This is a genomic window from Burkholderia sp. BCC1993 (assembly GCF_905339865.1).
Classification (GTDB): Bacteria; Pseudomonadota; Gammaproteobacteria; order Burkholderiales; family Burkholderiaceae; genus Burkholderia.
Genome location: NZ_CAJPGZ010000012.1, coordinates 281900 through 302231 on the forward strand (window position 1 = coordinate 281900; position 20332 = coordinate 302231).

23 protein-coding genes and 1 tRNA gene are annotated in these 20332 nt (G+C 66.7%); 5 read left to right on the top strand and 19 right to left on the bottom strand.

Features of this window, described 5'->3' with window-relative positions; genetic code table 11:
- Window positions 1-26: 26 nt before the first annotated feature.
- The 3 genes from rsmD (at window position 27) to U4Y91_RS22010 (ending at window position 1576) form a co-directional block, all read left to right on the top strand.
- Window positions 27-641: a 16S rRNA (guanine(966)-N(2))-methyltransferase RsmD gene (rsmD, locus tag U4Y91_RS22000; protein WP_321806845.1), complete on the top strand. Its 615-nt coding sequence runs from the start codon at window positions 27-29 to the stop codon at window positions 639-641.
- Window positions 642-752: 111 nt separating this feature from the next.
- Window positions 753-1250 (top strand): pantetheine-phosphate adenylyltransferase, encoded by a 498-nt coding sequence (gene coaD, locus U4Y91_RS22005; protein ID WP_321806846.1) that lies wholly within the window; start codon window positions 753-755, stop codon window positions 1248-1250.
- Between the two features lie 59 nt (window positions 1251-1309).
- Window positions 1310-1576 carry a YfhL family 4Fe-4S dicluster ferredoxin gene (locus tag U4Y91_RS22010; RefSeq protein WP_044847475.1) on the top strand — a complete coding sequence of 89 codons (267 nt, stop codon included), beginning with the start codon at window positions 1310-1312 and terminating at the stop codon, window positions 1574-1576.
- Window positions 1577-1666: 90 nt separating this feature from the next.
- On the opposite strand, the gene hisC is transcribed toward U4Y91_RS22010, so the two are convergent.
- The 8 genes from hisC to U4Y91_RS22050 all read right to left on the bottom strand — a co-directional run bounded on the left by hisC (window position 1667) and on the right by U4Y91_RS22050 (window position 8844).
- Window positions 1667-2734, bottom strand: coding sequence for a histidinol-phosphate transaminase (gene hisC, locus U4Y91_RS22015; RefSeq protein WP_321806847.1), 1068 nt, complete (start codon window positions 2732-2734; stop codon window positions 1667-1669).
- A gap of 130 nt (window positions 2735-2864) precedes the next feature.
- Window positions 2865-3464: an aminoacyl-tRNA hydrolase gene (pth, locus tag U4Y91_RS22020; protein ID WP_096507367.1), complete on the bottom strand. Its 600-nt coding sequence runs from the start codon at window positions 3462-3464 to the stop codon at window positions 2865-2867.
- A gap of 119 nt (window positions 3465-3583) precedes the next feature.
- Window positions 3584-4192, bottom strand: coding sequence for a 50S ribosomal protein L25/general stress protein Ctc (locus tag U4Y91_RS22025; protein ID WP_059526288.1), 609 nt, complete (start codon window positions 4190-4192; stop codon window positions 3584-3586).
- Between the two features lie 162 nt (window positions 4193-4354).
- A complete protein-coding gene (locus U4Y91_RS22030) occupies window positions 4355-5317 on the bottom strand; it encodes a ribose-phosphate pyrophosphokinase (protein WP_044847472.1) in 963 nt (320 codons plus the stop codon).
- 44 nt (window positions 5318-5361) lie between these two features.
- Window positions 5362-5438, bottom strand: a tRNA-Gln gene (locus U4Y91_RS22035).
- A 53-nt stretch (window positions 5439-5491) separates the two neighbouring features.
- Window positions 5492-6373, bottom strand: coding sequence for a 4-(cytidine 5'-diphospho)-2-C-methyl-D-erythritol kinase (gene ispE, locus U4Y91_RS22040; protein WP_321806848.1), 882 nt, complete (start codon window positions 6371-6373; stop codon window positions 5492-5494).
- A gap of 27 nt (window positions 6374-6400) precedes the next feature.
- Window positions 6401-7021: a lipoprotein insertase outer membrane protein LolB gene (gene lolB, locus U4Y91_RS22045; RefSeq protein WP_321806849.1), complete on the bottom strand. Its 621-nt coding sequence runs from the start codon at window positions 7019-7021 to the stop codon at window positions 6401-6403.
- A complete protein-coding gene (locus U4Y91_RS22050; RefSeq protein WP_321806850.1) occupies window positions 7021-8844 on the bottom strand; it encodes a tetratricopeptide repeat protein in 1824 nt (607 codons plus the stop codon). Before U4Y91_RS22050 ends, lolB begins: the two co-directional genes overlap by 1 nt.
- Before the next feature lie 86 nt (window positions 8845-8930).
- Between U4Y91_RS22050 and mutM the strand changes: the two genes are divergently transcribed.
- Both mutM and mutY read left to right on the top strand, forming a co-directional pair.
- Window positions 8931-9758, top strand: coding sequence for a bifunctional DNA-formamidopyrimidine glycosylase/DNA-(apurinic or apyrimidinic site) lyase (gene mutM / locus U4Y91_RS22055; protein ID WP_321806851.1), 828 nt, complete (start codon window positions 8931-8933; stop codon window positions 9756-9758).
- A gap of 24 nt (window positions 9759-9782) precedes the next feature.
- Window positions 9783-10889: an A/G-specific adenine glycosylase gene (gene mutY / locus U4Y91_RS22060; protein ID WP_321806852.1), complete on the top strand. Its 1107-nt coding sequence runs from the start codon at window positions 9783-9785 to the stop codon at window positions 10887-10889.
- 120 nt (window positions 10890-11009) lie between these two features.
- On the opposite strand, the gene U4Y91_RS22065 is transcribed toward mutY, so the two are convergent.
- The 11 genes from U4Y91_RS22065 to kdsD form a co-directional block, all read right to left on the bottom strand.
- Window positions 11010-11645 (bottom strand): LON peptidase substrate-binding domain-containing protein, encoded by a 636-nt coding sequence (locus U4Y91_RS22065; protein ID WP_321806853.1) that lies wholly within the window; start codon window positions 11643-11645, stop codon window positions 11010-11012.
- A 26-nt stretch (window positions 11646-11671) separates the two neighbouring features.
- Window positions 11672-12580: an RNase adapter RapZ gene (rapZ, locus tag U4Y91_RS22070; RefSeq protein WP_321806854.1), complete on the bottom strand. Its 909-nt coding sequence runs from the start codon at window positions 12578-12580 to the stop codon at window positions 11672-11674.
- Window positions 12581-12655: 75 nt separating this feature from the next.
- Window positions 12656-13624, bottom strand: a complete 969-nt coding sequence (gene hprK, locus U4Y91_RS22075) for an HPr(Ser) kinase/phosphatase (protein WP_010090664.1) — start codon at window positions 13622-13624, stop codon at window positions 12656-12658.
- 129 nt (window positions 13625-13753) lie between these two features.
- Window positions 13754-14293, bottom strand: a complete 540-nt coding sequence (locus tag U4Y91_RS22080; protein WP_044847464.1) for a PTS sugar transporter subunit IIA — start codon at window positions 14291-14293, stop codon at window positions 13754-13756.
- A 169-nt stretch (window positions 14294-14462) separates the two neighbouring features.
- Window positions 14463-14822: a ribosome hibernation-promoting factor, HPF/YfiA family gene (gene hpf / locus U4Y91_RS22085; protein WP_006477786.1), complete on the bottom strand. Its 360-nt coding sequence runs from the start codon at window positions 14820-14822 to the stop codon at window positions 14463-14465.
- A gap of 159 nt (window positions 14823-14981) precedes the next feature.
- Window positions 14982-16487, bottom strand: coding sequence for an RNA polymerase factor sigma-54 (locus tag U4Y91_RS22090; protein WP_044847463.1), 1506 nt, complete (start codon window positions 16485-16487; stop codon window positions 14982-14984).
- 158 nt (window positions 16488-16645) lie between these two features.
- Window positions 16646-17422 carry an LPS export ABC transporter ATP-binding protein gene (gene lptB / locus U4Y91_RS22095; RefSeq protein WP_044847462.1) on the bottom strand — a complete coding sequence of 259 codons (777 nt, stop codon included), beginning with the start codon at window positions 17420-17422 and terminating at the stop codon, window positions 16646-16648.
- Complete coding sequence (gene lptA, locus U4Y91_RS22100; protein ID WP_059464489.1) at window positions 17419-18084, bottom strand: lipopolysaccharide transport periplasmic protein LptA; 666 nt, start codon at window positions 18082-18084, stop codon at window positions 17419-17421. Before lptA ends, lptB begins: the two co-directional genes overlap by 4 nt.
- Window positions 18085-18104: 20 nt before the next feature.
- Window positions 18105-18719, bottom strand: coding sequence for an LPS export ABC transporter periplasmic protein LptC (gene lptC / locus U4Y91_RS22105; RefSeq protein ID WP_321806855.1), 615 nt, complete (start codon window positions 18717-18719; stop codon window positions 18105-18107).
- Window positions 18720-18722: 3 nt separating this feature from the next.
- Entirely contained in the window at window positions 18723-19259 is a 537-nt protein-coding gene (locus tag U4Y91_RS22110; RefSeq protein WP_044847459.1) for a KdsC family phosphatase, read from the bottom strand.
- Entirely contained in the window at window positions 19259-20242 is a 984-nt protein-coding gene (gene kdsD / locus U4Y91_RS22115; protein ID WP_321806856.1) for an arabinose 5-phosphate isomerase KdsD, read from the bottom strand. Before kdsD ends, U4Y91_RS22110 begins: the two co-directional genes overlap by 1 nt.
- Between the last annotated feature and the right edge of the window lie 90 nt (window positions 20243-20332).

Below are 20332 nucleotides of genomic sequence, written 5' to 3' on the forward strand. Positions count from 1 at the left end.
CGTTCCCTCCGTTGTCGATATTCCGTATGTCCCGTTCCTCTTCCGGCCGCCCGGCGGCCCCCGCCGGCCGCGGCAAGCCGCACTCGATCCGCATCATCGGCGGTGACTGGAAACGCACGCCGCTCGCCGTGCTCGATCTCGACGGCCTGCGGCCGACGCCCGATCGCGTGCGCGAGACCCTGTTCAACTGGCTCGGCCAGGATCTCGAAGGCTGGCGCTGCCTCGACCTGTTCGCGGGCACCGGCGCGCTCGGCTTCGAGGCCGCGTCGCGCGGCGCGACGAGCGTCGTGATGGTCGAGCGCCACCCGCGCGCGGCGCAGCAGCTGCGCGCGATCAAGGACAAGCTCGGCGCACGCTCGGTCGAGGTCGCGGAAGCCGACGCGCTGCGGCTCGCGGCCGGGCTGACCCCGGGCGCGTTCGACGTCGTGTTCCTCGATCCGCCGTTCGGCGAGCCGGCCGTGCTCGATCGCGCGATCGCGCTGGTGGCGCCGCTCGTCTCGCCGGATGGCGCGCTGTACGTCGAGACGGGTGCGGAGCTCGACCCGGCCGCGCACGACGCGCTCGCCGGCTGGCAGGTGGTGAAGCACGGCAAGGCCGGTGCGGTTCACTATCATTTGCTGCGGCGCGAAAATGATGAATAATGCGCGTTCCATACGAGGCGGCGCGCGGCAAAGGCGACGCATGCCCATCTCGGCAGTGGCGTGCGCGTCGCACGGCTGCCACCCCGTTTGCGTGATGACAGGAGGAGCGACATGGTAGTCGCCGTGTATCCCGGTACGTTCGATCCGCTGACGCGCGGGCACGAAGACCTCGTGCGGCGTGCGTCGAGCATTTTTGATACGCTGGTGGTGGGTGTCGCCGACAGCCGCGCGAAGAAGCCGTTCTTCTCGCTGGAAGAACGTCTGACGATTGCGAACGAGGTGCTCGGCCATTATCCGAACGTGAAGGTCATGAGTTTCACGGGCCTGCTGAAGGATTTCGTCCGCATCAACAACGCGCGCGTGATCGTGCGCGGCCTGCGTGCCGTGTCCGATTTCGAATATGAGTTCCAGATGGCGGGGATGAACCGCTATCTGTTGCCCGACGTCGAGACGATGTTCATGACGCCGTCCGATCAGTACCAGTTCATCTCGGGGACGATCGTGCGCGAAATTGCGCAGTTGGGCGGCGATGTCAGCAAGTTCGTGTTCCCGTCCGTCGAGAAGTGGCTGACCGAGAAAGTCGCTGCGATGGGAGGCCCGGCCGCGTGACGCGGCGCCGGCCGGTTTCGTTGCGAAGCCGGCCGCCGGCCTGAAGAAGTGAGATCAGTATGTCTTTGATGATTACCGACGAGTGCATCAATTGCGACGTGTGCGAGCCCGAGTGCCCGAACGGCGCGATTTCGATGGGCCCGGATATCTACGTGATCGACCCGAACAAGTGCACCGAGTGCGTCGGCCATTTCGACGAACCGCAGTGCCAGCAGGTGTGTCCGGTCGAATGCATTCCGCGCGATCCGCAGCACGACGAATCGCATGCGCAGTTGATGGCGAAGTATCACGCGTTGACCGCCGCGAAGGGCGACGACGCGCAGTGACGCCCTGCTGACGTCGCGCGCGTCTCGACGTCACGATTTCCTTGGCCGGCGCCGTTCGGCGCCGGTTCCGTTTCAGCTTCCGCTACCGTTTCAGCCGATCAGGTCGCGCAATGCCGCGACGAGCGCGTCGCATTCGGCGTCGGTGCCGACGGTGATGCGCAAGTGCTGGTCGATGCGCGGTGCGCGGAAGTGCCGCACGAAAATTTCCCGGTCCTTCAGCCTTGCCGCGATCGTGCCCGCATCGTGCGCGGGATGGCGCGCGAACACGAAGTTCGCGGCCGACGGCACGACGTCGAAACCGAGCGTCTCGAGCGCGTGCGTGAGCCGCGTGCGGCTGTCGATCACGCGCCGGCAGGTCGCGCCGAAATAGTCGGTGTCTTCGTATGCCGCCTGCGCCGCGGCCTGCGCGAGCCGGTCGAGCGGATAGGAATTGAAGCTGTCCTTCACGCGGTTCAGTGCGTCGATCAACGCGGCATCGCCGAACGCGAAGCCGACGCGCATGCCCGCGAGCGAGCGCGCCTTCGACGTCGTGTGCACGACGAGCAGGTTCGGATGGCGGTCGATCAGCGTGATCGCGGATTGCGCGCCGAAATCGACATACGCCTCGTCGATCAGCACGACCGACGACGGGTTCGCGGCCGCGATCCGCTCGATGTCCGCGAGCGGCAGCGCGCGCCCGGTCGGCGCGTTCGGGTTCGGGAACAGCACGCCGCCCGCGTCGTCGAGATAATCTTCGACCCGGATCGAGAAGTCGTCGGCGAGCGGCACGATCGCAGTCTCTACGCCATACAGGCGCGCGTAGGTCGGGTAGAAGCTGTACGAGATGTCGGGAAAGCGCAGCGGCCGGTCATGCTTGAGCAGTGCCTGGAATGCGTGCGCGAGCACTTCGTCGGAGCCGTTGCCGACGAAGACCTGCTCGGGCTTGATGCGGTGATGGGCCGCGACCGTCTCGCGCAGTGCGCGCGCGAGCGGATCGGGATAGCGGCGCAGCGTGTCGCCGGTATCGCCGAGTTCGCGTGCGATCGCCGCGACGACGCGCGGCGAAGGCGGATAGGGATTCTCGTTGGTGTTCAGCTTGACGGGGTGTGCGAGCGCGGGCTGTTCGCCCGGCACGTAAGGCACGAGTTGCTGAACGACGTCGCTCCAGTAACGGCTCACCGCTTGGCTCCTGACGGGCAAAAGCGACCAGATTACCGCATGTGGGCGTTGCAGTGCGCAATTGCGCGGGAGGGCGGGGCTGCCCGGCGCAACCGGGCGGCACATTGCACCGCGCCGGTGCAGCGCGGGTTCAGTTGCGATGCAACTGCATCGTCGCGCGGTCGAGTTCGCCCTTGACGACCATCGGCATCACGGCGAGCGCGCGTTCGATCGATGCGTCGATCACGTCCTGCTCCTCGCGGCGCGGCGGCTTCAGCACGAAGTTCGCGACGTCGGGTTTCGCGCCGGCGCGCGCGCCTTCCGGGATCAGGTCGCGCGGATGGCCGATGCCGATGCGCAGGCGCCAGTACTGCTGCGACGACAGATGCGCGGAGATGTCCTTCAGGCCGTTGTGGCCGCCGCTGCCGCCGCCGAGCTTCAGCTTCACGGTGCCCGGCGGCAGATCGAGTTCGTCGTGGGCGACGAGGATCTGGTCGGGCAGGATCTTGAAGAAACTCGCGAGGGCGACGACCGACTGGCCGGAGCGGTTCATGTAGGTTTGCGGCTCGAGCAGGTGGACTTCCTCGCCGTGCAGGCGCGCTTTCGCGTAGAAGCCGTGGAAGCGGCGCTCGTCGCGCAGCGTCGTGCCGGCTTCGCGGGCGAGCTGGTCGATCAGCCAGAAGCCGGCGTTGTGGCGCGTCGCGGTGTATTCCGCCCCGGGATTGCCGAGGCCGACGATCAGTTTGATCATGACGTTTCGTAGGCGGCAGCGCCCGCCTGGGCGCAGAAAAAGAAAAACCCGCCGGGCAAGCCGCGGCGGGTTGCGTCGACCGTTTCGTGAAACGGATCGAATGGCGCGTGGGCAGCCGCTTAGGCAGCCGGCGTTTCGCCTTCGCCTGCTGCGTCCGACACGGCACCAGCCGGGACCGTCGCCGATGCGACAACCGGGTTTTCCGCGTCGACGTGCGCGACCAGCGTCACGCCCTTCGGCAGTGCGATGTCCTTCGCGTGCAGCGACTGACCTGCTTCGATCTTCGACAGATCGACTTCGAGGAATTCCGGCAGGGCCGACGGCAGGCACTCGACTTCGATTTCCGTCGCGACGTGCGAGACGATTGCGCTCGACAGCTTCACTGCCGGGCTGACTTCAGCGTTCAGGAAGTGCAGCGGCACCTTCGTGTGCAGCTTCTTCTTCGCGTCGACGCGCTGGAAGTCCACGTGCAGCACGAGTTGCTTGAACGGGTGGTATTGCACGTCGCGCAGCAGAACCTGTTGCGACTGGCCAGCGACTTCCAGGTCGAGGATCGACGAGTGGAAGGCTTCCTTCTTCAGTGCATGCCACAGCGCGTTGTGATCGAGTTCGATCTTTTGCGGGGCTGCTTCGCCACCGTAGACGATACCCGTGGTCTTACCGGCGTTGCGCAGGCGGCGGCTCGCACCCGTACCTTGCTCTTGGCGCTCGAAAGCGACGACTTTCATGTAATTCTCCATTTGCTGCCCGCGACCAGGCAGTAAAACGGGGCCGGCGAAATGGCGGCCCCCGATGAAACGGACGGGGTTTCGTCTATCCCGTCCGATTGTGCAAAAAGCGAAGCGTTGCCGCTTCGCTTTCTGCGCATGCTATATCGTGTCGTTCCGCGATCAGGATTCCGCGAACAGCGACATCACCGAGTCGCCGCGACGGATACGCGAGAACGTTTCTGCCAGCAGGCTCGCGCTCGTCAGCGAGCGGATCTTCGAGCAGGAGAGCGATTCGGCCGACAGCGGGATCGTATCGGTGACGACCAGCTCGTCGAGTGCCGATGCGGCGATACGCTCGGCGGCGCCACCCGACAGAACCGGGTGCGTCGCGTACGCGAACACCTGCTTCGCACCGCGATCCTTCAGCACTTGCGCGGCCTTGCAGAGCGTGCCGGCCGTATCGACCATGTCGTCCATGATCACGCAGGTGCGGCCTTCGACTTCACCGATGATGTTCATCACTTCGGCGACGTTCGCCTTCGGGCGACGCTTGTCGATGATCGCGAGATCGCAGTTGAGCTGCTTCGCGAGTGCCCGGGCGCGGACCACGCCGCCGACGTCCGGCGACACGACGAGCAGATCCGAGTAGTTCTGCTTGCGCAGGTCACCCAGCAGGATCGGCGTAGCGTAGATGTTGTCGACCGGGATGTCGAAGAAGCCTTGAATCTGGTCGGCGTGCAGATCCATCGTGATGATCCGCTCGACGCCGGCGATTTCCAGCATGTTCGCGACGATCTTCGCCGAGATCGCGACGCGCGCCGAGCGCGGGCGGCGGTCCTGGCGGGCATAGCCGAAGTAGGGGATGGCAGCGGTGATCCGGCCGGCGGATGCGCGCTTGAGCGCATCGACCATGATCATCAGTTCCATCAGGTTGTCGTTTGCCGGCGCGCACGTGGATTGCAGGACGAAGACGTCCTTGCCGCGCACGTTTTCCTGGATCTCGACCTGGATCTCACCGTCGGAGAAACGGCTGACCATTGCTTTGCCGAGGGGGATTCCAAGGATATTGACGACTTCCTGGGCGAGCGCGGGATTCGCGTTGCCAGTAAAGACCATCAAGCCATCATGGCTGTGGCTGCTCATCGTGCACCTGCTTCAGGCTTAGGCGGGAAATGCGGGAAAATTTTTGGCAGGGGAGGAAGGACTCGAACCCTCGCATGCCGGAATCAAAATCCGGTGCCTTGACCAACTTGGCGACTCCCCTACACTTAACTGATAACTTCACCGGACTTGTAGGCCATCCGGCAAAGCAAAACTTCATGACGCGAAAGCGAAGAGCGGATGCTCGTTCAGGCTCTCGGCAACTGCACCGTTCCAACCGGTGGGCAGCTTGGCTTGCGCCGCTTCTGCCTCGTGCTTGCTATGAAACGCTGCAAACACGCTTGCTCCGGAGCCGGTCATCCTCGCGGGGGTCACATTATACAACCATTTGACCACCTGCGCAACTTCCGCGTACTTACTTGTCACAACTTGCTGCATATCGTTCCGGCCGAAGCTGTCTGGCCATCCCGCATCGCTGTTTTGCTGTGCAAGAAAGTCTGTAATTGTGACTCGCTTCGTATCTCTTGTCAACAACTCGTCTGAAAAAATTTCAGCGGTTGGGACATGAACTCGCGGCGTCACAACCAAGAACCAGCGAGTCGGCAATTCTACCCCAGCTAATTCTTCTCCGATACCCTCTGCGAACGCATTTTTTCCAAAAACAAAAAACGGAACGTCGGCACCGAGTTTTACCGCGAGCGACTGCAGTTCCGCGCGCGGCAGGTTCAGTTGCCACAGGCGGTTCAGCGCGAGCAGCGTCGTTGCCGCATCGGAGCTGCCGCCGCCGAGGCCCGCGCCCATCGGCAGGCGCTTGTCGATCTCGATGTCGACGCCGGCCGCGGTGCCCGTGTGCGTTTTCAGCAGGTTGGCCGCGCGCACGACGAGATCGCTTTCCTCGGGCACGCCCGGCACGTCGGTGACGCGTGCGACGCGACCGTCGTCGCGCAGCGTGAAATGCAGCGTGTCGCCCCAGTTCAGCAGCTGGAACACGCTCTGCAGATCGTGATAGCCGTTGGGGCGGCGGCCGGTGATGTGCAGGAACAGGTTGAGTTTCGCGGGCGCAAGGCAGTTGCGCAGCGAGCGGGTCGAATCGGTCATGCGTATGTCGGGGCTAGGTTCACGTGCTTACTGGTCGAGCACGAGCTTGATGTCGAGCGGCGGCGTCGCGCGCACGAGGTTGACGCGTTTGACGCCCGTGGCCGGTGCGTCCGCGTAGGCGAGATAGTCGATCGTCCAGCCGTCCTGGCGGATCTGCTTGACGTGCGTCGCGTCGGCCGGGTCGCGCACCGTCTGCGCGGGCGTCGCGGGCGCGGGCGTCGGCAGCAGCCAGTAGCGCAGGCCCGCCAGCGGCAGCGAGAAGCCGAGCGTGTTCTGCATCAGCTCGCCGACGTCCGTCGCGTATTGCGGCTGGCGGTTCGGCAGTTCGAGCGACGCGGCCTGCGGTGTCGATTTCACGACCGCGAGCGTCTGGCCGAGCGGGCTGCGCAGCTCCAGCGACACGTCGTCGCCGTGCTCCTGCCAGTCGAAGTTGCCGTACACGTTCTGCGGTCGGCCGAGGCGATCGTTGTATTGCACCGCGAAGCGGCCGTGGTACGCGTGCGTCGCGGCCGTCTGCAGCACGGCGCCCGCCGGCGCATTCGCTGACGGCGGCGTGCTCGCGCAGCCGGCGAGCGCGAGCGCGGCGCCGGCCGCGGCCAGCGTGCGCAGCGCGCGGGAAGACAGGGAAAGCATCGGGAACGTCCGCATCAGAGGCCGTTGATCTGCAGGCGCTTGAGCGTCTGCACGAGCGTGTCGTTGTCAGGTTCGAGCTTCTGCGCGGCACGCCACGCGGTGCGCGCGTCGTCCTGCGCGCCGCTCTTCCACAGCACTTCGCCGAGGTGCGCGCCGATTTCGGCGTTCGGCTGCAGCTCGTACGCGCGCCGCAGCACCTTCGCCGCGCCGGCCGCGTCGCCCATCCGGTACTTCACCCAGCCGAGGCTGTCCATGATGTACGCGTCGTTCGGCGCGAGCGACAGTGCCTTGTCGATCAGCTTGCTGGCTTCGGGCAGGCGCTGGTTGCGATCGGCCAGCGAATAGCCGAGCGCGTTGTACGCCTGCGGGTTGTCGGGCTGCGTGCGGATCAGCTCGCGCAGCTGCTTTTCCATTGCCGCGTAGTGGCCCGTCTTCTCGGCTGCCATCGCGTAGTCGTAGCGCAGGTCGGGATCGTCCGGGAAGTCCTGGACTGCCTGCGCGAGTCGCGCCTCGGCTTCCGGATAGCGCTTCGCGGTGAACAGGATCGACGCGTCGGTGCGTGCGACCACGGCCGCATCGCGCGGATCGCTGATCGGCAGGTCGTCGAGCACCTTGCGGGCCTCGTCGGTCTTGCCCTGTTTCTGCAGCAGCTGCGCGCGCGTGATCTGCGCGGGCAGGTAGTGCTGGCTCGTCTGGTCGACCTTGTCGAGCCATTGCGACGCCTGCGCGTCATTGCCCTGTTCGATCGAGATCTGCGCGAGGTAGATGTAGCCCTGGCCGACGTCGAGGTTCGGCTGCTTGTTGCCGAGCTGCACGTACTGTTTCAGGTACGCGCTCGCGTCGTCGAGTTTCTTCTGCTGGACCTTGATCAGCGCGAGCGCCATCAGCGGCGTCGGGTCCTTCGCGTCGAGCTTGCGCATCGTCTCGAACTGCTTCTGCGCGTCGTCGAGGCGGTCGTCGGCGAGGTAGAGCTGCGACAGTGCGAGGCGCGCATCGCGCGACTTCGGATTCTGCTGAACATATTTCTCGAACGACGTGATGCCGGCCGCGCGCTCGGCAGGCCCCATCTGCGACAGCATCAGCGCCGCCGGCAGATAGTCGGGGCGGATCTGCAGCGCCTGCTTCAGCGACTGCGCGGCGCCTGCCTTGTCGTCGACCGCGAGCTGCTGCCGCGCGATCGCGAGCTGCGCCTCGGGACGGTTCATGTCGTTCTTCAGCATGTCCTTCAGCACCGCGAGGCCGCCGACGCGGTCCGCGCCGCGCACCAGCAGTGCCTGCAGCGCGAGGATCGCGGGGCCGCGCGTTTCGCCGGTCGCGCGGGCCAGTTCGCGCGCGAGCATCGGCTGCGCGTCGGCCGGCTTGCCGGAGAGCACCAGCAGCGCGGCGTCGACTTGCGATGCGCGGTTCGAATCCGGTGCGTACTGGCGCCAAAGATCGGCCGCGGACAGCGCGTCGGCCGGGCTTTGCGCGCCGAGCGCGATCTCGGTCGCACGCTGCGCCATGCGCGGATCGCGCGTGTCGCGGGCGAGCGCGAGGTAGGTCTGGTAGGCCGGCGCCGGCTGGTTGCGCTGAAGCGCGACCTCGGCGGCCAGTACCTGGTAGACGATCTGGCTCGTCAGCGGGACGCCCGGGAGATTCTTCTGCTCGTCCGGCATCACGTGCTCGAACGCGCCCTGCGGCTCCGCGTCGTCCGATGCCGGATCCTGCGCGTGAGCCGGGAAGGCGGTGAGGGTCCAGGCGGCGAACAGCGCGGCGCCGAGCACACGGCGGACCGGGAAGGCACGCACGCCGCGCTCGGCGGCGGGGCGCTTCTGAAGCAGCTTCGAGGGCAGGGTCATGGAAATCCGTTCGATGTTTCAACCGATTGTAACGCGCTCGCTACAATACACGCACGATCGTGAATCCAGTCTCAGACCCGTAGAACATGCCAGAGTTGCCAGAAGTCGAAGTCACGCGCCGGGGCATCGAGCCCTTTGTCGCGGGCCGCCGCGTCGAGCGTGTCGACGTCCGTACCGCGATGCTGCGCTGGCCCGTGCCGGCGGGGCTCGCCGAGCAGTTGCGCGCGCGCGAGGTGCTCGCCGTCGAGCGTCGCGGCAAGTATCTGCTGTTCGAGGTCGACGCGGGCTGGTTCATCGTCCATCTCGGGATGACGGGCACGCTGCGCGTGCTGCCCGCGGCCGGCGTGCCGGTGGCCGCGAAACACGACCACATCGACTGGATCTTCGACGAATTCGTGCTGCGGTTCCGCGATCCGCGCCGTTTCGGCGCCGTGCTGTGGCACCCGCGCGAAGCGGGCGACGTGCATGCGCATCCGCTGCTCGCGAGCCTCGGCGTCGAGCCGTTCTCGCCGGCGTTCACCGGCGCGCTGCTGCACGCACGCACGCGCGGCCGCACGGTGTCCGTCAAGCAGGCGCTGCTCGCGGGCGACATGGTCGTCGGCGTCGGCAACATCTATGCGTCGGAGAGCCTGTTTCGCGCGGGCATCCGGCCGACGACCGCCGCCGGCAAGGTGTCGCTGCCGCGCTATGAGCGGCTGGCCGACGCGGTGCGCGCGACGCTCGCCGACGCGATCGAGCGCGGCGGCAGCACGCTGCGCGATTTCGTCGGCAGCAACGGCGAAAGCGGCTATTTCCAGCTCGACTGCTTCGTCTACGACCGTGCGGGGCTGCCTTGCCGCGTCTGCAGCACGCCGATCCGCCAGATCGTGCAGGGTCAGCGCTCGACCTATTACTGCCCGACCTGCCAGCGTTGAAACCTCTTTTCACGACCAGATAACTTGAAGCCGCCCCGCATCGCCCCCGCTCCGTTCCCCGTCACGCCGCTGCATCGCACGTTCGCCACGCGCCTGATCGCCTGGCAACGCGTGCACGGCCGCCACGACCTGCCGTGGCAGAACACCCGCGATCCCTACTGGATCTGGCTGTCGGAAATCATGCTGCAGCAGACGCAGGTCTCGACCGTCGTCCCGTATTACACGCGCTTTCTCGAGCGCTTTCCCGACGTCGCCGCGCTCGCGGCCGCGCCGTCCGACGACGTGATGGCGTTGTGGGCCGGGCTCGGCTACTACTCGCGCGCGCGCAACCTGCACCGCTGCGCGCAGGTCGTCGTCGCCGAGCATGGCGGCGTATTCCCGTCGACGCCGGAAGCGCTCGCCGAACTGCCCGGCATCGGCCGTTCGACGGCCGCGGCGATCGCGTCGTTCGCATACGGTGCACGCGCGACGATCCTCGACGGCAACGTGAAGCGCGTGCTGGCGCGGGTGTTCGGCGTCGAAGGCTTTCCGGGCGAGAAGCGCGTCGAGAACGACATGTGGGCGCTGGCGGAATCGCTGCTGCCGGATGCCGCGAACGCGGCCGACGTGAGTGCCTATACGCAGGGGCTGATGGATCTCGGCGCGACGCTGTGCGTGCGCGGCAAGCCGGATTGCGCGCGCTGTCCGTTCGCGGGCGACTGCGTCGCGCAATCGACGGGACGGCAGCGCGAACTGCCGGCCGCGCGGCCGAAGAAGGCCGTGCCGACGCGCAAGACCTGGATGCTCGTGCTGCGCGACGGCGACGCCGTGCTGCTCGAAAGGCGTCCGCCGGCCGGCATCTGGGGCGGCCTGTGGTGCCTGCCGCAAGCGGACGGCGATGCGGCACTCGCGGAACTCGCACGTGGCTTCGGCGGCGGCGGCCCGGTGCCGCTCGCGCCGTTCACGCACACGTTCACGCATTTCCGGCTCGAGATCGAGCCGCGGCTGAGCGACATGACAAGCGGCGGGCTGCCGCTCGCGCATGCACAGGATGCCGAAACGGCGTGGGTGCCGCTCGCCGGGCTCGATGCGTACGGCGTGCCGGCGCCCGTGCGCAAGCTGCTCGATGCGCTGAGCGGGCCGCTGCTGTAACGAAGGGGAAAGGGCGCGGCGCGGGCCGCGCTGACGGGAGTGCCGGGCCGACGCGGTCGGCTCGCCCGTCAGGATGATCCGCCCGGCGACGCCGGTGCGACGCGGCTGGCCGGCCGCGGCTTACAGCCAGCCGTGCCGGTCGAGCACGTGGTGCACGGCGTCGATCCGCGCGCCGACATCCGGAAACTCCATCAGCTTCTGCCGTGCGCGCAGGTCGAGCGGCAGCAGTTCCGCGAGGCGGTTCGACACCCAGCTCGGGTCGTCGAGGCGGAACGGTTCGCCGAACGGCATCTTGTCCGGTTCGGATTTTTTCAGCGCTTCGATGATGCGCTCGAGCACCTCGGCGCACGAGCCGAATTGCGCGAGCGCCTGTTCGCCTTCGAGCGGGATGTCGTCGGGCAGCGGCTCCGCGATCCCGACCAGCAGTCCGTTGCTTTCGACGCGATACGACAGCAACTCGAATCGCTGCGTGCCGATCGCCTGAAGGTACAGCATCCCGAATTCGCCGGTGTCGCACTCGGTGATGCGCGCCATGCAGCCGATCGTCTCGGGCACCGACACGGCGCCGTCCTGCGCGACTTCGGGCCCGCTCTTCAAGAGGCACACGCCGAACGGCGCATCGTCGCGCAGGCACGCGCGGGACATGTCGAGATAGCGCGCCTCGAATACCTTGAGCGGCAGCGAGCCACCGGGGAACAGCACCGTATGCAGCGGAAACAGCGGCAGGTCGATCAGGGTGGTCGATAGGGTGGACATGGCGCGCCGGCGAGAGGGCGGTGTCGCTAAGGTCGTTCGACCTCGGTGACGAGCCGCGACGACGCGTCGACATCCACCGGCGCGTCACGATGCCGCACGATCACGTTCGCATCGTGCGCGAGGCGCGCGGCGAGCGTTTCCGCGATGAACACCGAGCGATGCTGACCGCCCGTGCAGCCGATGGCGACGGTCAGGTAGCTGCGGTTGTCTTCACGAAAGTGCGGCAGCCATTTCATCAGGAACGCATGGATGTCGTCGATCATCTGGTGGACGATCGGCAGTGCGTCGAGAAAGGCGATGACCGGCTGGTCCAGCCCGGTGAGCGGGCGCAGCTCATGGTCGTAGTACGGATTCGGCAGCGCGCGCACGTCGAACATCAGGTCGGCATCGAGCGGCACGCCGCGCTTGAAGCCGAATGACTCGAACATCACCATCAGGTCGTTGTTCTTCTGCTCGATGAAGCGCTTGACCCACGTGCGCAGCACGTTCGCGCGCAGCGTGCTGGTATCGATCTGGTGGCCGAATTCAGCGAGCGGCGCGACCAGGTCGCGTTCGCGCTCGATCGCTTCCTCGAGCGACGACAGCAGCCCGATGTTCGCGTCGTGCGACGGCGAGCCGGACAGCGGGTGGCGCCGGCGCGTTTCGGAGAAGCGCTGGATCAGCGCCTGCGTGCTTGCGTTGAGGAACAGCACGCGGACATCGTGCTCGAGCGAGAGCGAGCGGATCAGGCCGGGCATTTCGTCCAGCGACGCGCTCGAACGCGCATCGATCGCGACCGCGAGCCGGTGCTGGCCGCCGTCGGCCAGGTAGCGGGCGAGTTCGGGGAGCACGTGCGGCGGCAGGTTGTCGACGCAGTAGTAGCCTGCGTCTTCGAGCGCGTTCAGCGCGACGGACTTGCCTGAGCCGGAGATGCCGGTGATGAGGACGATGCGCATGGGAAGCAGAGAATCCTGACGTTTCATCATAGCACCGGCTCGACGCGTCGGCGCTGCGAGGCCGGCGCGGGGAGGTTACACGAGCTTGCCGGGGAACTGACTGTCGGGATCCTGCATCGCGAGTCGTTGCCGATCCATGAAATCGCGTAACGTGTCGATGCCGCGCAACTGCAGGATCGTGTTCCGCACGGCCGCCTCCACCAGCACCGCGAGGTTGCGGCCGGCCGCGACCTGAATCGTGACCTTGCTGATCGGCAAACCGAGCACGTCGACCGTCTGGCTTTCCAGCGGCAGCCGCTGGAATTCGCCGTCCGGGCGACGCACGAGCTGGACGATCAGCTTCAGCTTCATTTTCCGGCGCACCGCGGTTTCACCGAAGATCGTCTTGATGTCGAGCAGGCCGAGGCCACGCACTTCGAGCAGGTTCTGCAGCAGCGGCGGGCAGCGGCCTTCGACGAAATCGGGGCCAAGTCGGACGAAGTCGACGGCGTCGTCGGCGACGAGGCCGTGGCCGCGGCTGATGAGTTCGAGGCCGAGTTCGCTCTTGCCGAGCCCGGAGTCGCCGGTGAGCAGCACGCCCATCCCGAGGATGTCGAGGAACACGCCGTGCAGGGTCGCGCGCGGCGCGAGGATGCGCGACATGTAGAGCCGCAGGCTGTCGATCACGGCGGCGGCCGACATCGGCGTCGTGAACAGCGGCGTGGACGAGCGCGTGCAGCGCAGCACGAGCTCGGGCGGCGCGGCGGCGCCGCCGGCGACGACCAGGAACGGCGGTTCCAGCGCGATCAGTTCGGCCATGTGGCGCGAACGGTCTTCGTCGGTCTGCCGCTGGTAGTAGTCGATTTCGGCTTCGCCGAGCACCTGGATCCGGTTCGGATGGATCAGGTTCAGGTGGCCGACGAGGTCGGCGCTCGACGTGGCGTTGGCGACGGTGTCGGCCGAAAAACCGCGCTCCCAGCCTTCATGCCCCGTCAGCCAGCTCAGTTTCAGCGTGGCCGCGTTGTCGTCGAAGATGCTCTGGGCGTTGATGCTGGACGTATCCATGACTCTCGTCACTCCAATGAGCCGGTGCATGCGCGCAGCGACGGGCGTCGCCATGCCGGACCGGCGCCGGGCGGCCCTGGTCGGCGGCGTGTGCCGCCTCGTTCGGGAAAATAATCCGCCCGGATCAACTCAAGGTTGCCACTGAGTGAGCAGGCGATGCAACTCGGCGAGATCCGTTTCGTTGTGCAGACGCTCTCGCGCGTCGCGATCGGACAGCAGTTGCGCGATTTCCGACAGGATCTCGAGGTGCTGCTGGGTGGCTTGCTCGGGGACGAGCAGGAAAATCAGGAGACCGACCGGCTGGCCGTCGGGCGCTTCGAACGGGATCGCGTCGGCGAGCCGCACGAATGCGGCGAGCGGATGCTTGAGCCCCTTGATGCGCCCGTGCGGAATCGCGACGCCTTCGCCGAGCCCGGTCGAGCCGAGGCGCTCGCGCGCGAACAGGTTGTCCGTGACGGTGCTGCGGGCGATGCCGTTCTGATTCTCGAACATCAGCCCGGCTTGTTCGAAGACGCGTTTCTTGCTGGTGACGGAGAGGTCGATGACGACGTTCTCTATGGGCAGGATTTTGGCTAGGCGATTCATGTTGGCAGGCGATTGGGCGGCCTGGGGTCTCCTTGCGGCGGCAGACTGATTTTCCATGTTCGGCGATATCAAGGCGTTCGGCATCGGAAACCTGCACAACAGCTACCGCACCCAACGCCCCCCGGCGATAACCGGAACATTATAGAGCACAGCCGCGTGCGTGGCGCGGCATGGACGGACCGGTCGCACCACTGCCGCTTGGACACAAAAAAAACGCCCGGCGAACCGGGCGGCGTGTGTGTTGCGGTGAACGTTATTGCGGCGGCAGTTCGATCTGGTCGATCGACGGCTGCAGCTTGATCGGGTCGTGCGCATGGGTCTGCAGACGCTCCATGTGCTTGACGACCTGGCGATCCAGCTTGTCGATCAGCAGATCGATCGCAGCGTACAGGTTGCCGTTTGCGCTTTCGACGAAGATGTCCTTGCCCTTCAGGTGCAGGTTGATTTCCGCGCGCTGCTGCTTGTCCTTTTCCTTGTGATTGTCGACCGAGAGGATCACAGTGCCATCGATCACCTGATCGCTATGCCGTAGCACCCGGTCCAGCTTGGTGATCACGTATTCGCGAATTGCAGGCGTGACTTCGAGATGATGTCCACTGATCTTCAGGTTCATAGTGCTTCTCCAAGCGAGTGACCACGCGGCCGCATCGAGGCGGCGCTCCGGTCGACTTGCCCCTGCCGCATAGCGCGGCAAATTCGCGGACAAGTCGCCCGGCCTGTTCCCCGAGTGCGCGGTGGCCGGAACACGCCTGCCGCCGGGCAGGCAGCAGGCTTAAAGAGACTTGCGCAGATTCACTGCCGGGATTTTGAGGGCTTCGCGATACTTGGCAACCGTGCGGCGCGCAACCACGAATCCCTGTTCTGCCAGCAGCTCGGCAATGCGGCTGTCCGAAAGTGGCGATTTTGGGTCTTCAGCTCCTATCAGTTGCTTGATCAGGGCTCGGATGGCGGTCGACGATGCGGCGCCTCCGGTGTCGGTCGAAACGTGTGATCCGAAGAAGTACTTAAATTCCAGCGTCCCGAACGGGGTCAGCATGTACTTCCCGGTTGTCACACGGCTGACAGTCGACTCGTGTAGGCCCAGCGTATCAGCTATTTCCCGCAAAACCAAGGGGCGCATGGCAATTTCGCCATGCGCAAAGAAATTCTTCTGACGTTCGACAATAGCCTGCGCGACACGCAGGATCGTGTCGAATCGCTGCTGGATGTTCTTGATCAGCCAGCGTGCTTCCTGGAGCTGTTGTTTCAACGATCCGGCCGACGGATCGCCGCGGCTGTTGCGCAGGATGTTCGCGTACAGGTTGTTGATCCGCAGGCGCGGCATCACTTCCGGATTGAGTTCCGCGAGCCAGCCCTGGCCGGCCTTCTTCACGATGATGTCGGGCACGACATAGTCGGCCTCGGCCTTGCCGTAGGCAGCGCCGGGGAACGGCTCCAGCGAGCGGATCAGCGCGTGCGCGTCGCGCAGCGCGTCGTCGCTCGCCTTCAGCTGCTTGCGCAGTCGCGTGAAGTCGCGCGCGGCGAGCAGTTCGAGGTGCTGCGACACGATCTCCAGCGCGAGCGTGCGGGTGGGGGACGGATCGAGGCGCAGCAACTGCAGCTTCAGGCATTCGGACGCCGAGCGGGCCCCGACCCCGGCCGGATCGAAACTGTGCAGCAGCGCGAGCGCCGCATTCAGTTCGTCGCAGTCGATTTCCAGTTCGGGCGGCAGGTCGGCGAGCACTTCGTCGAGCGTGGCGGTCAGGTAGCCGTCGTCGTCGAGCGATTCGATCAGGAACATCACGAGCGCGCGGTCGCGCGGCCCGGCCTGCGTGACGCGCAATTGCGCGGACAGATGGTCGCGCAGCGACGTCGCGGCTTCCTGCACCTGCAGCGGCGGGAGATCGTCATCGTCCGAGGCGCCGCTCGAGCGGCCGAACTCGTCGAGATTCCACTGCGGGCCGTCGCCGGCGTCGCCCGATGCGTAGCCGTCGTATTCGTCGGCGCCGGCCGGCTCGTCGCGTTCCGCGCGTTCGCTCGACTGGCTGCTGCCGTTCGTGATGCCCGGTTCGGTGTTCTGTCCGGGCGGCGTCTGCGCGATCAGCGATCCGTCCGCCGCGACGCGCAGCGGGCTCGCGATCCATTCGTCATCGTTCTCGAGCAGCGGATTCTGTGCGACGGCCATCGCGACTTCCTGCTGCAGTTCGAGCGTCGACAGCTGCAGGAGCCGGATCGACTGCTGCAGTTGCGGTGTCAGCGCCAGGTGTTGCGACAGGCGGAGTTGAAGGCTGGCTTTCATGGCAGAGAGGGAGTCATACCGGCAGTTTGCCACGACCCAGGCGCGTTGAGCCATCCGCGATTACGCGCGGCGCGGCGCCCGGCCGCGGCAGGGCCGCAGGGCACGCGGACGCGCCCCGCGCGGCGATGCCGGGCGGGGGCGGCCAGCCACGGGGGGATTTACATGCGGAAGTGTTCGCCGAGGTACACGCGGCGCACGCTTTCGTTTTCGATGATTTCGCTCGGCGCGCCGGCGGCGAGCACCGAACCGTCGCTGATGATGTAAGCGTGGTCGCAGATGCCGAGCGTTTCGCGGACGTTGTGATCGGTAATCAACACGCCGATGTTGCGCTGCTTCAGGAACTTGACGATCTTCTGGATCTCGAGCACCGCGATCGGGTCGACGCCGGCGAACGGTTCGTCGAGCAGGATGAAGTTCGGATTGGTCGCGAGCGCGCGCGCGATCTCGACGCGACGGCGTTCGCCGCCCGACAGCGACAGCGCCGGGTTCTCGCGCAGGTGGCCGATCTGCAGTTCGTCGAGCAGCGCCTCGGTGCGCGACGCGATCGCGTCCTTCGACAGGCGCTTGCCATCTTCGCCGTGCTGCAGCTCGAGCACCGCGCGGATGTTTTCCTCGACGGTCAGCTTGCGGAATACCGACGCTTCCTGCGGCAGGTACGACAGGCCGAGCGACGCGCGCTTGTGGATCGGCAGCAGGCTGATCGAGCTGCCGTTCAGCGAGATTTCGCCCGCATCCGTCGGCACGAGGCCGACGATCATGTAGAACGACGTCGTCTTGCCGGCGCCGTTCGGGCCGAGCAGGCCGACGACCTCGCCGCTCTTCACGTCGAGCGACACGTCCTTGACGACAGTGCGCGAGCCGTAGCGTTTCTTCAGGTTGCGGACGACGAGCGAGCTCGTCGTGCCGGCCGGCTGGCGGTTCGGAAGCGCGTTCATTGGCCCGGCGCTCCCTGGATCGTGGTCGACGGCGACAGCTTCGCCGGCGCGCCGTTCAGCTGCCCGGGGCCGCCGTTCTTCGGCGACAGCATCGCGCGCACGCGGCCGTTCGGGTTGCCCGGCGCCGCGACGTCCTTGCCGCCCTTCGCGGTGTAGAAGTCGCGCTGGCCGTCGTACGTGATCACGCTGCCGTGCACGGTGTCGGCGATCGTCGACGTGCCCTGCAGGCGGCGCACGGTCGCGGCGGTCGTCAGCGTCGTCAGGTCCTGCTTGCCGTCGTAGTCGATGCGCTCGGCGTCGCCGTCGATGTACTCGTCGAGGCCTTCGCGCTTCTGGCGGAACGTCGCGTGCTTCTTGCCGCTGCCGAACGACGTCGCGTACTGATAGCCTTCCGGATCCTGGCGCACTTCGACGCGGTCGCCCTTGATGATGATCGTGCCCTTCGTGATCACGACGTTGCCGGTCGCGACCGTCACCTGCTTCAGGTCGTCATAGGTCAGGTTGTCCGCCTCGACGTTGATCGGCTTGTTCTGGTCGGCCTTCTCGGCATGGGCGAGCGGCGCCAGCCCGACGAGCGGGAGCGCCACGAGCGTCGCGGCGAGCGCGGCGCGGACGGCGCGCGCAGCGCCGCCGGAATTCTGTCGAGGGAACGGTTCGTTCATGCAGTCACGTGAGGGATGCGTCACCTGGATTGACCTTTCGAGCCGCCGGACGTGTCCGCCGCGGCGATCGTGCCGCGCACGTTGCCGTAAAGCTCGATGACCCGGGTGACGTTGTTGTACTTCATGCCGTCGGTCGCGTTGACGAGCGACAGGCCGCGCTGAAGTTTAACCGGCTTTTCGGTCTGGATCACATCGTCATTGACGAAGATCCGGAAATGCTGGGAATCGGCCTGCATCTGCGGATCGCCGCCGCCGGCCACGCGCAGGATGCGCGCGTTGTCGTACAAGTCGACGATCGACACGTCGCCGTTGACGGTGCCGCGCAGCGCGGTGGTCGTCACGACCGGCTTGCCGGGCTGGAACGCGCGCATGGCCGGATCGGTCAGGTCGCTGTTGTCGGTGTCTTCGTAATGGATCAGCTTCGCGGCCGTCAGCCGGTACTGCGTCGAGCCGGACTGGTCGAGCTCGGTGACCGAGAAGTTGTCCGCGAAATAATCGGGCGTGTGGCGCTTCGGCCGCACGGTGCCCTCGCCGGGCGGCGGCAGCGTCGCCTGCAGCAGCCACCACGTGATGCCCGCGAGCGCGGCGACCGCGATGAGCGGCAGCAGCTGGGTCCAGCGGAAATGCGTGTTCATCCGTCAGGCTCCGCAGGCAGCCGCGAGCAGCGCGTCGTAGCGGCGCTGTGCGCGCAGGATCGCGTCGCAGACCTCGCGCACCGCGCCGTGGCCGCCGCGGGCCTCGGCCACCCAGTGCGCGCGCGCGATCACCTCGGGGTGCGCGTTGGCCGGTGCCGTCGCGAAGCCGCAGCGCAGCATCACCGGCAGGTCGGGCCAGTCGTCGCCCATGTAGCCGCAGGCGTCGGCGGTGATGCCGAGCGATGCGATCAGGTCGGCGAACACGGCGAGCTTGTTCTCGACGCCCTGGAACAGGTGCGCGATCTTCATTTCCTTCGCGCGCGCCGCGACGATTTCCGAGCGGCGGCCGGTGATGATCGCGGTCGCGATGCCGGCCTCGCCGAGCAGCTTCACGCCGTGGCCGTCGAGCGAATTGAACGACTTCATCGCGTCGCCGGCCGCGGTAAACAGCAGGCCGCCGTCGGTCAGCACGCCGTCGACGTCGAAAATCATCAGCTTCACGCGGCTCGCGCGTTCGGCCGCAGTCAGCGCTGCGCTCATCAGATCACCTTCTTCGAAAACAGGTCGTGCATGTTCAGCGCGCCGATCAGCGCGCCGTCGGCATCGACCACCAGCATCTGGTTGATCCGGTGGCGCTCCATCAGTTCCACGGCCTCGACCGCGAGATGGTCGGGGCCGATCGTGCGCGGCTCGCGCGTCATCACGTCGACGATCGGCAGCGTGCGGAAATCGCCGTCGCGTGCGAGCACGCGGCGCAGGTCGCCGTCGGTGAAGATGCCGGCCACGCGGCCGTCGGCGTCGACCACGGCGGTCATGCCCAGCCGCTTCGCGGTGATCTGGAACAGGGCGTCCGACAGCGTCGCGTCGAGCCCGACGCGCGGCACGTCGTCGCCCGAGCGCATCACGTCGCGCACGTGGGTGAGCAGGCGCCGGCCGAGCGCGCCGCCCGGATGCGAGCGCGCGAAATCCTCGGAACCGAAGCCGCGCGCGTCGAGCACCGCGACGGCGAGCGCGTCGCCGAGCGCGAGCGCCGCGGTCGTGCTCGCGGTGGGGGCGAGATTCAGCGGGCAGGCTTCCTTCGACACCGCGGCGTTCAGGTTCACGTCGGCGAGCGTGCCGAGGCTCGATTCCGCACGGCCCGTGATCGCGATCAGCTTCGCGCCGATCCGCTTCACGAGCGGCAGGATCGCGACGAGTTCTTCCGACTCGCCGGAATAGGAGATGCCGATGAAGACGTCGTCCGACGTGACCATGCCGAGGTCGCCGTGGCTGGCCTCGGCCGGGTGGACGAAGAAGGCCGGCGTGCCGGTGCTGGCGAGCGTGGCCGCGATCTTGCGGGCGATATGCCCCGATTTGCCGATGCCGGATACCACGACGCGGCCGCGGCAGCCGAGCAGCAGCGCGACGGCCTGGACGAAGTCGCCGTCGAGCTGGTCGCGCAACGCGCGTACGGCGTCCGCCTCGATGTCGAGCACGTCGCGGGCGAGCGCGAGCGCCCGGTCATCATTGATTTTCGCTATCATGCGCGGAGTATAGCAAAGGCGTTTGTTCGCCGCGCCGCGCCTTCGGACACGTCCGATGCCGCTTGCCCACCGCCACCACCCGCGCCCGCC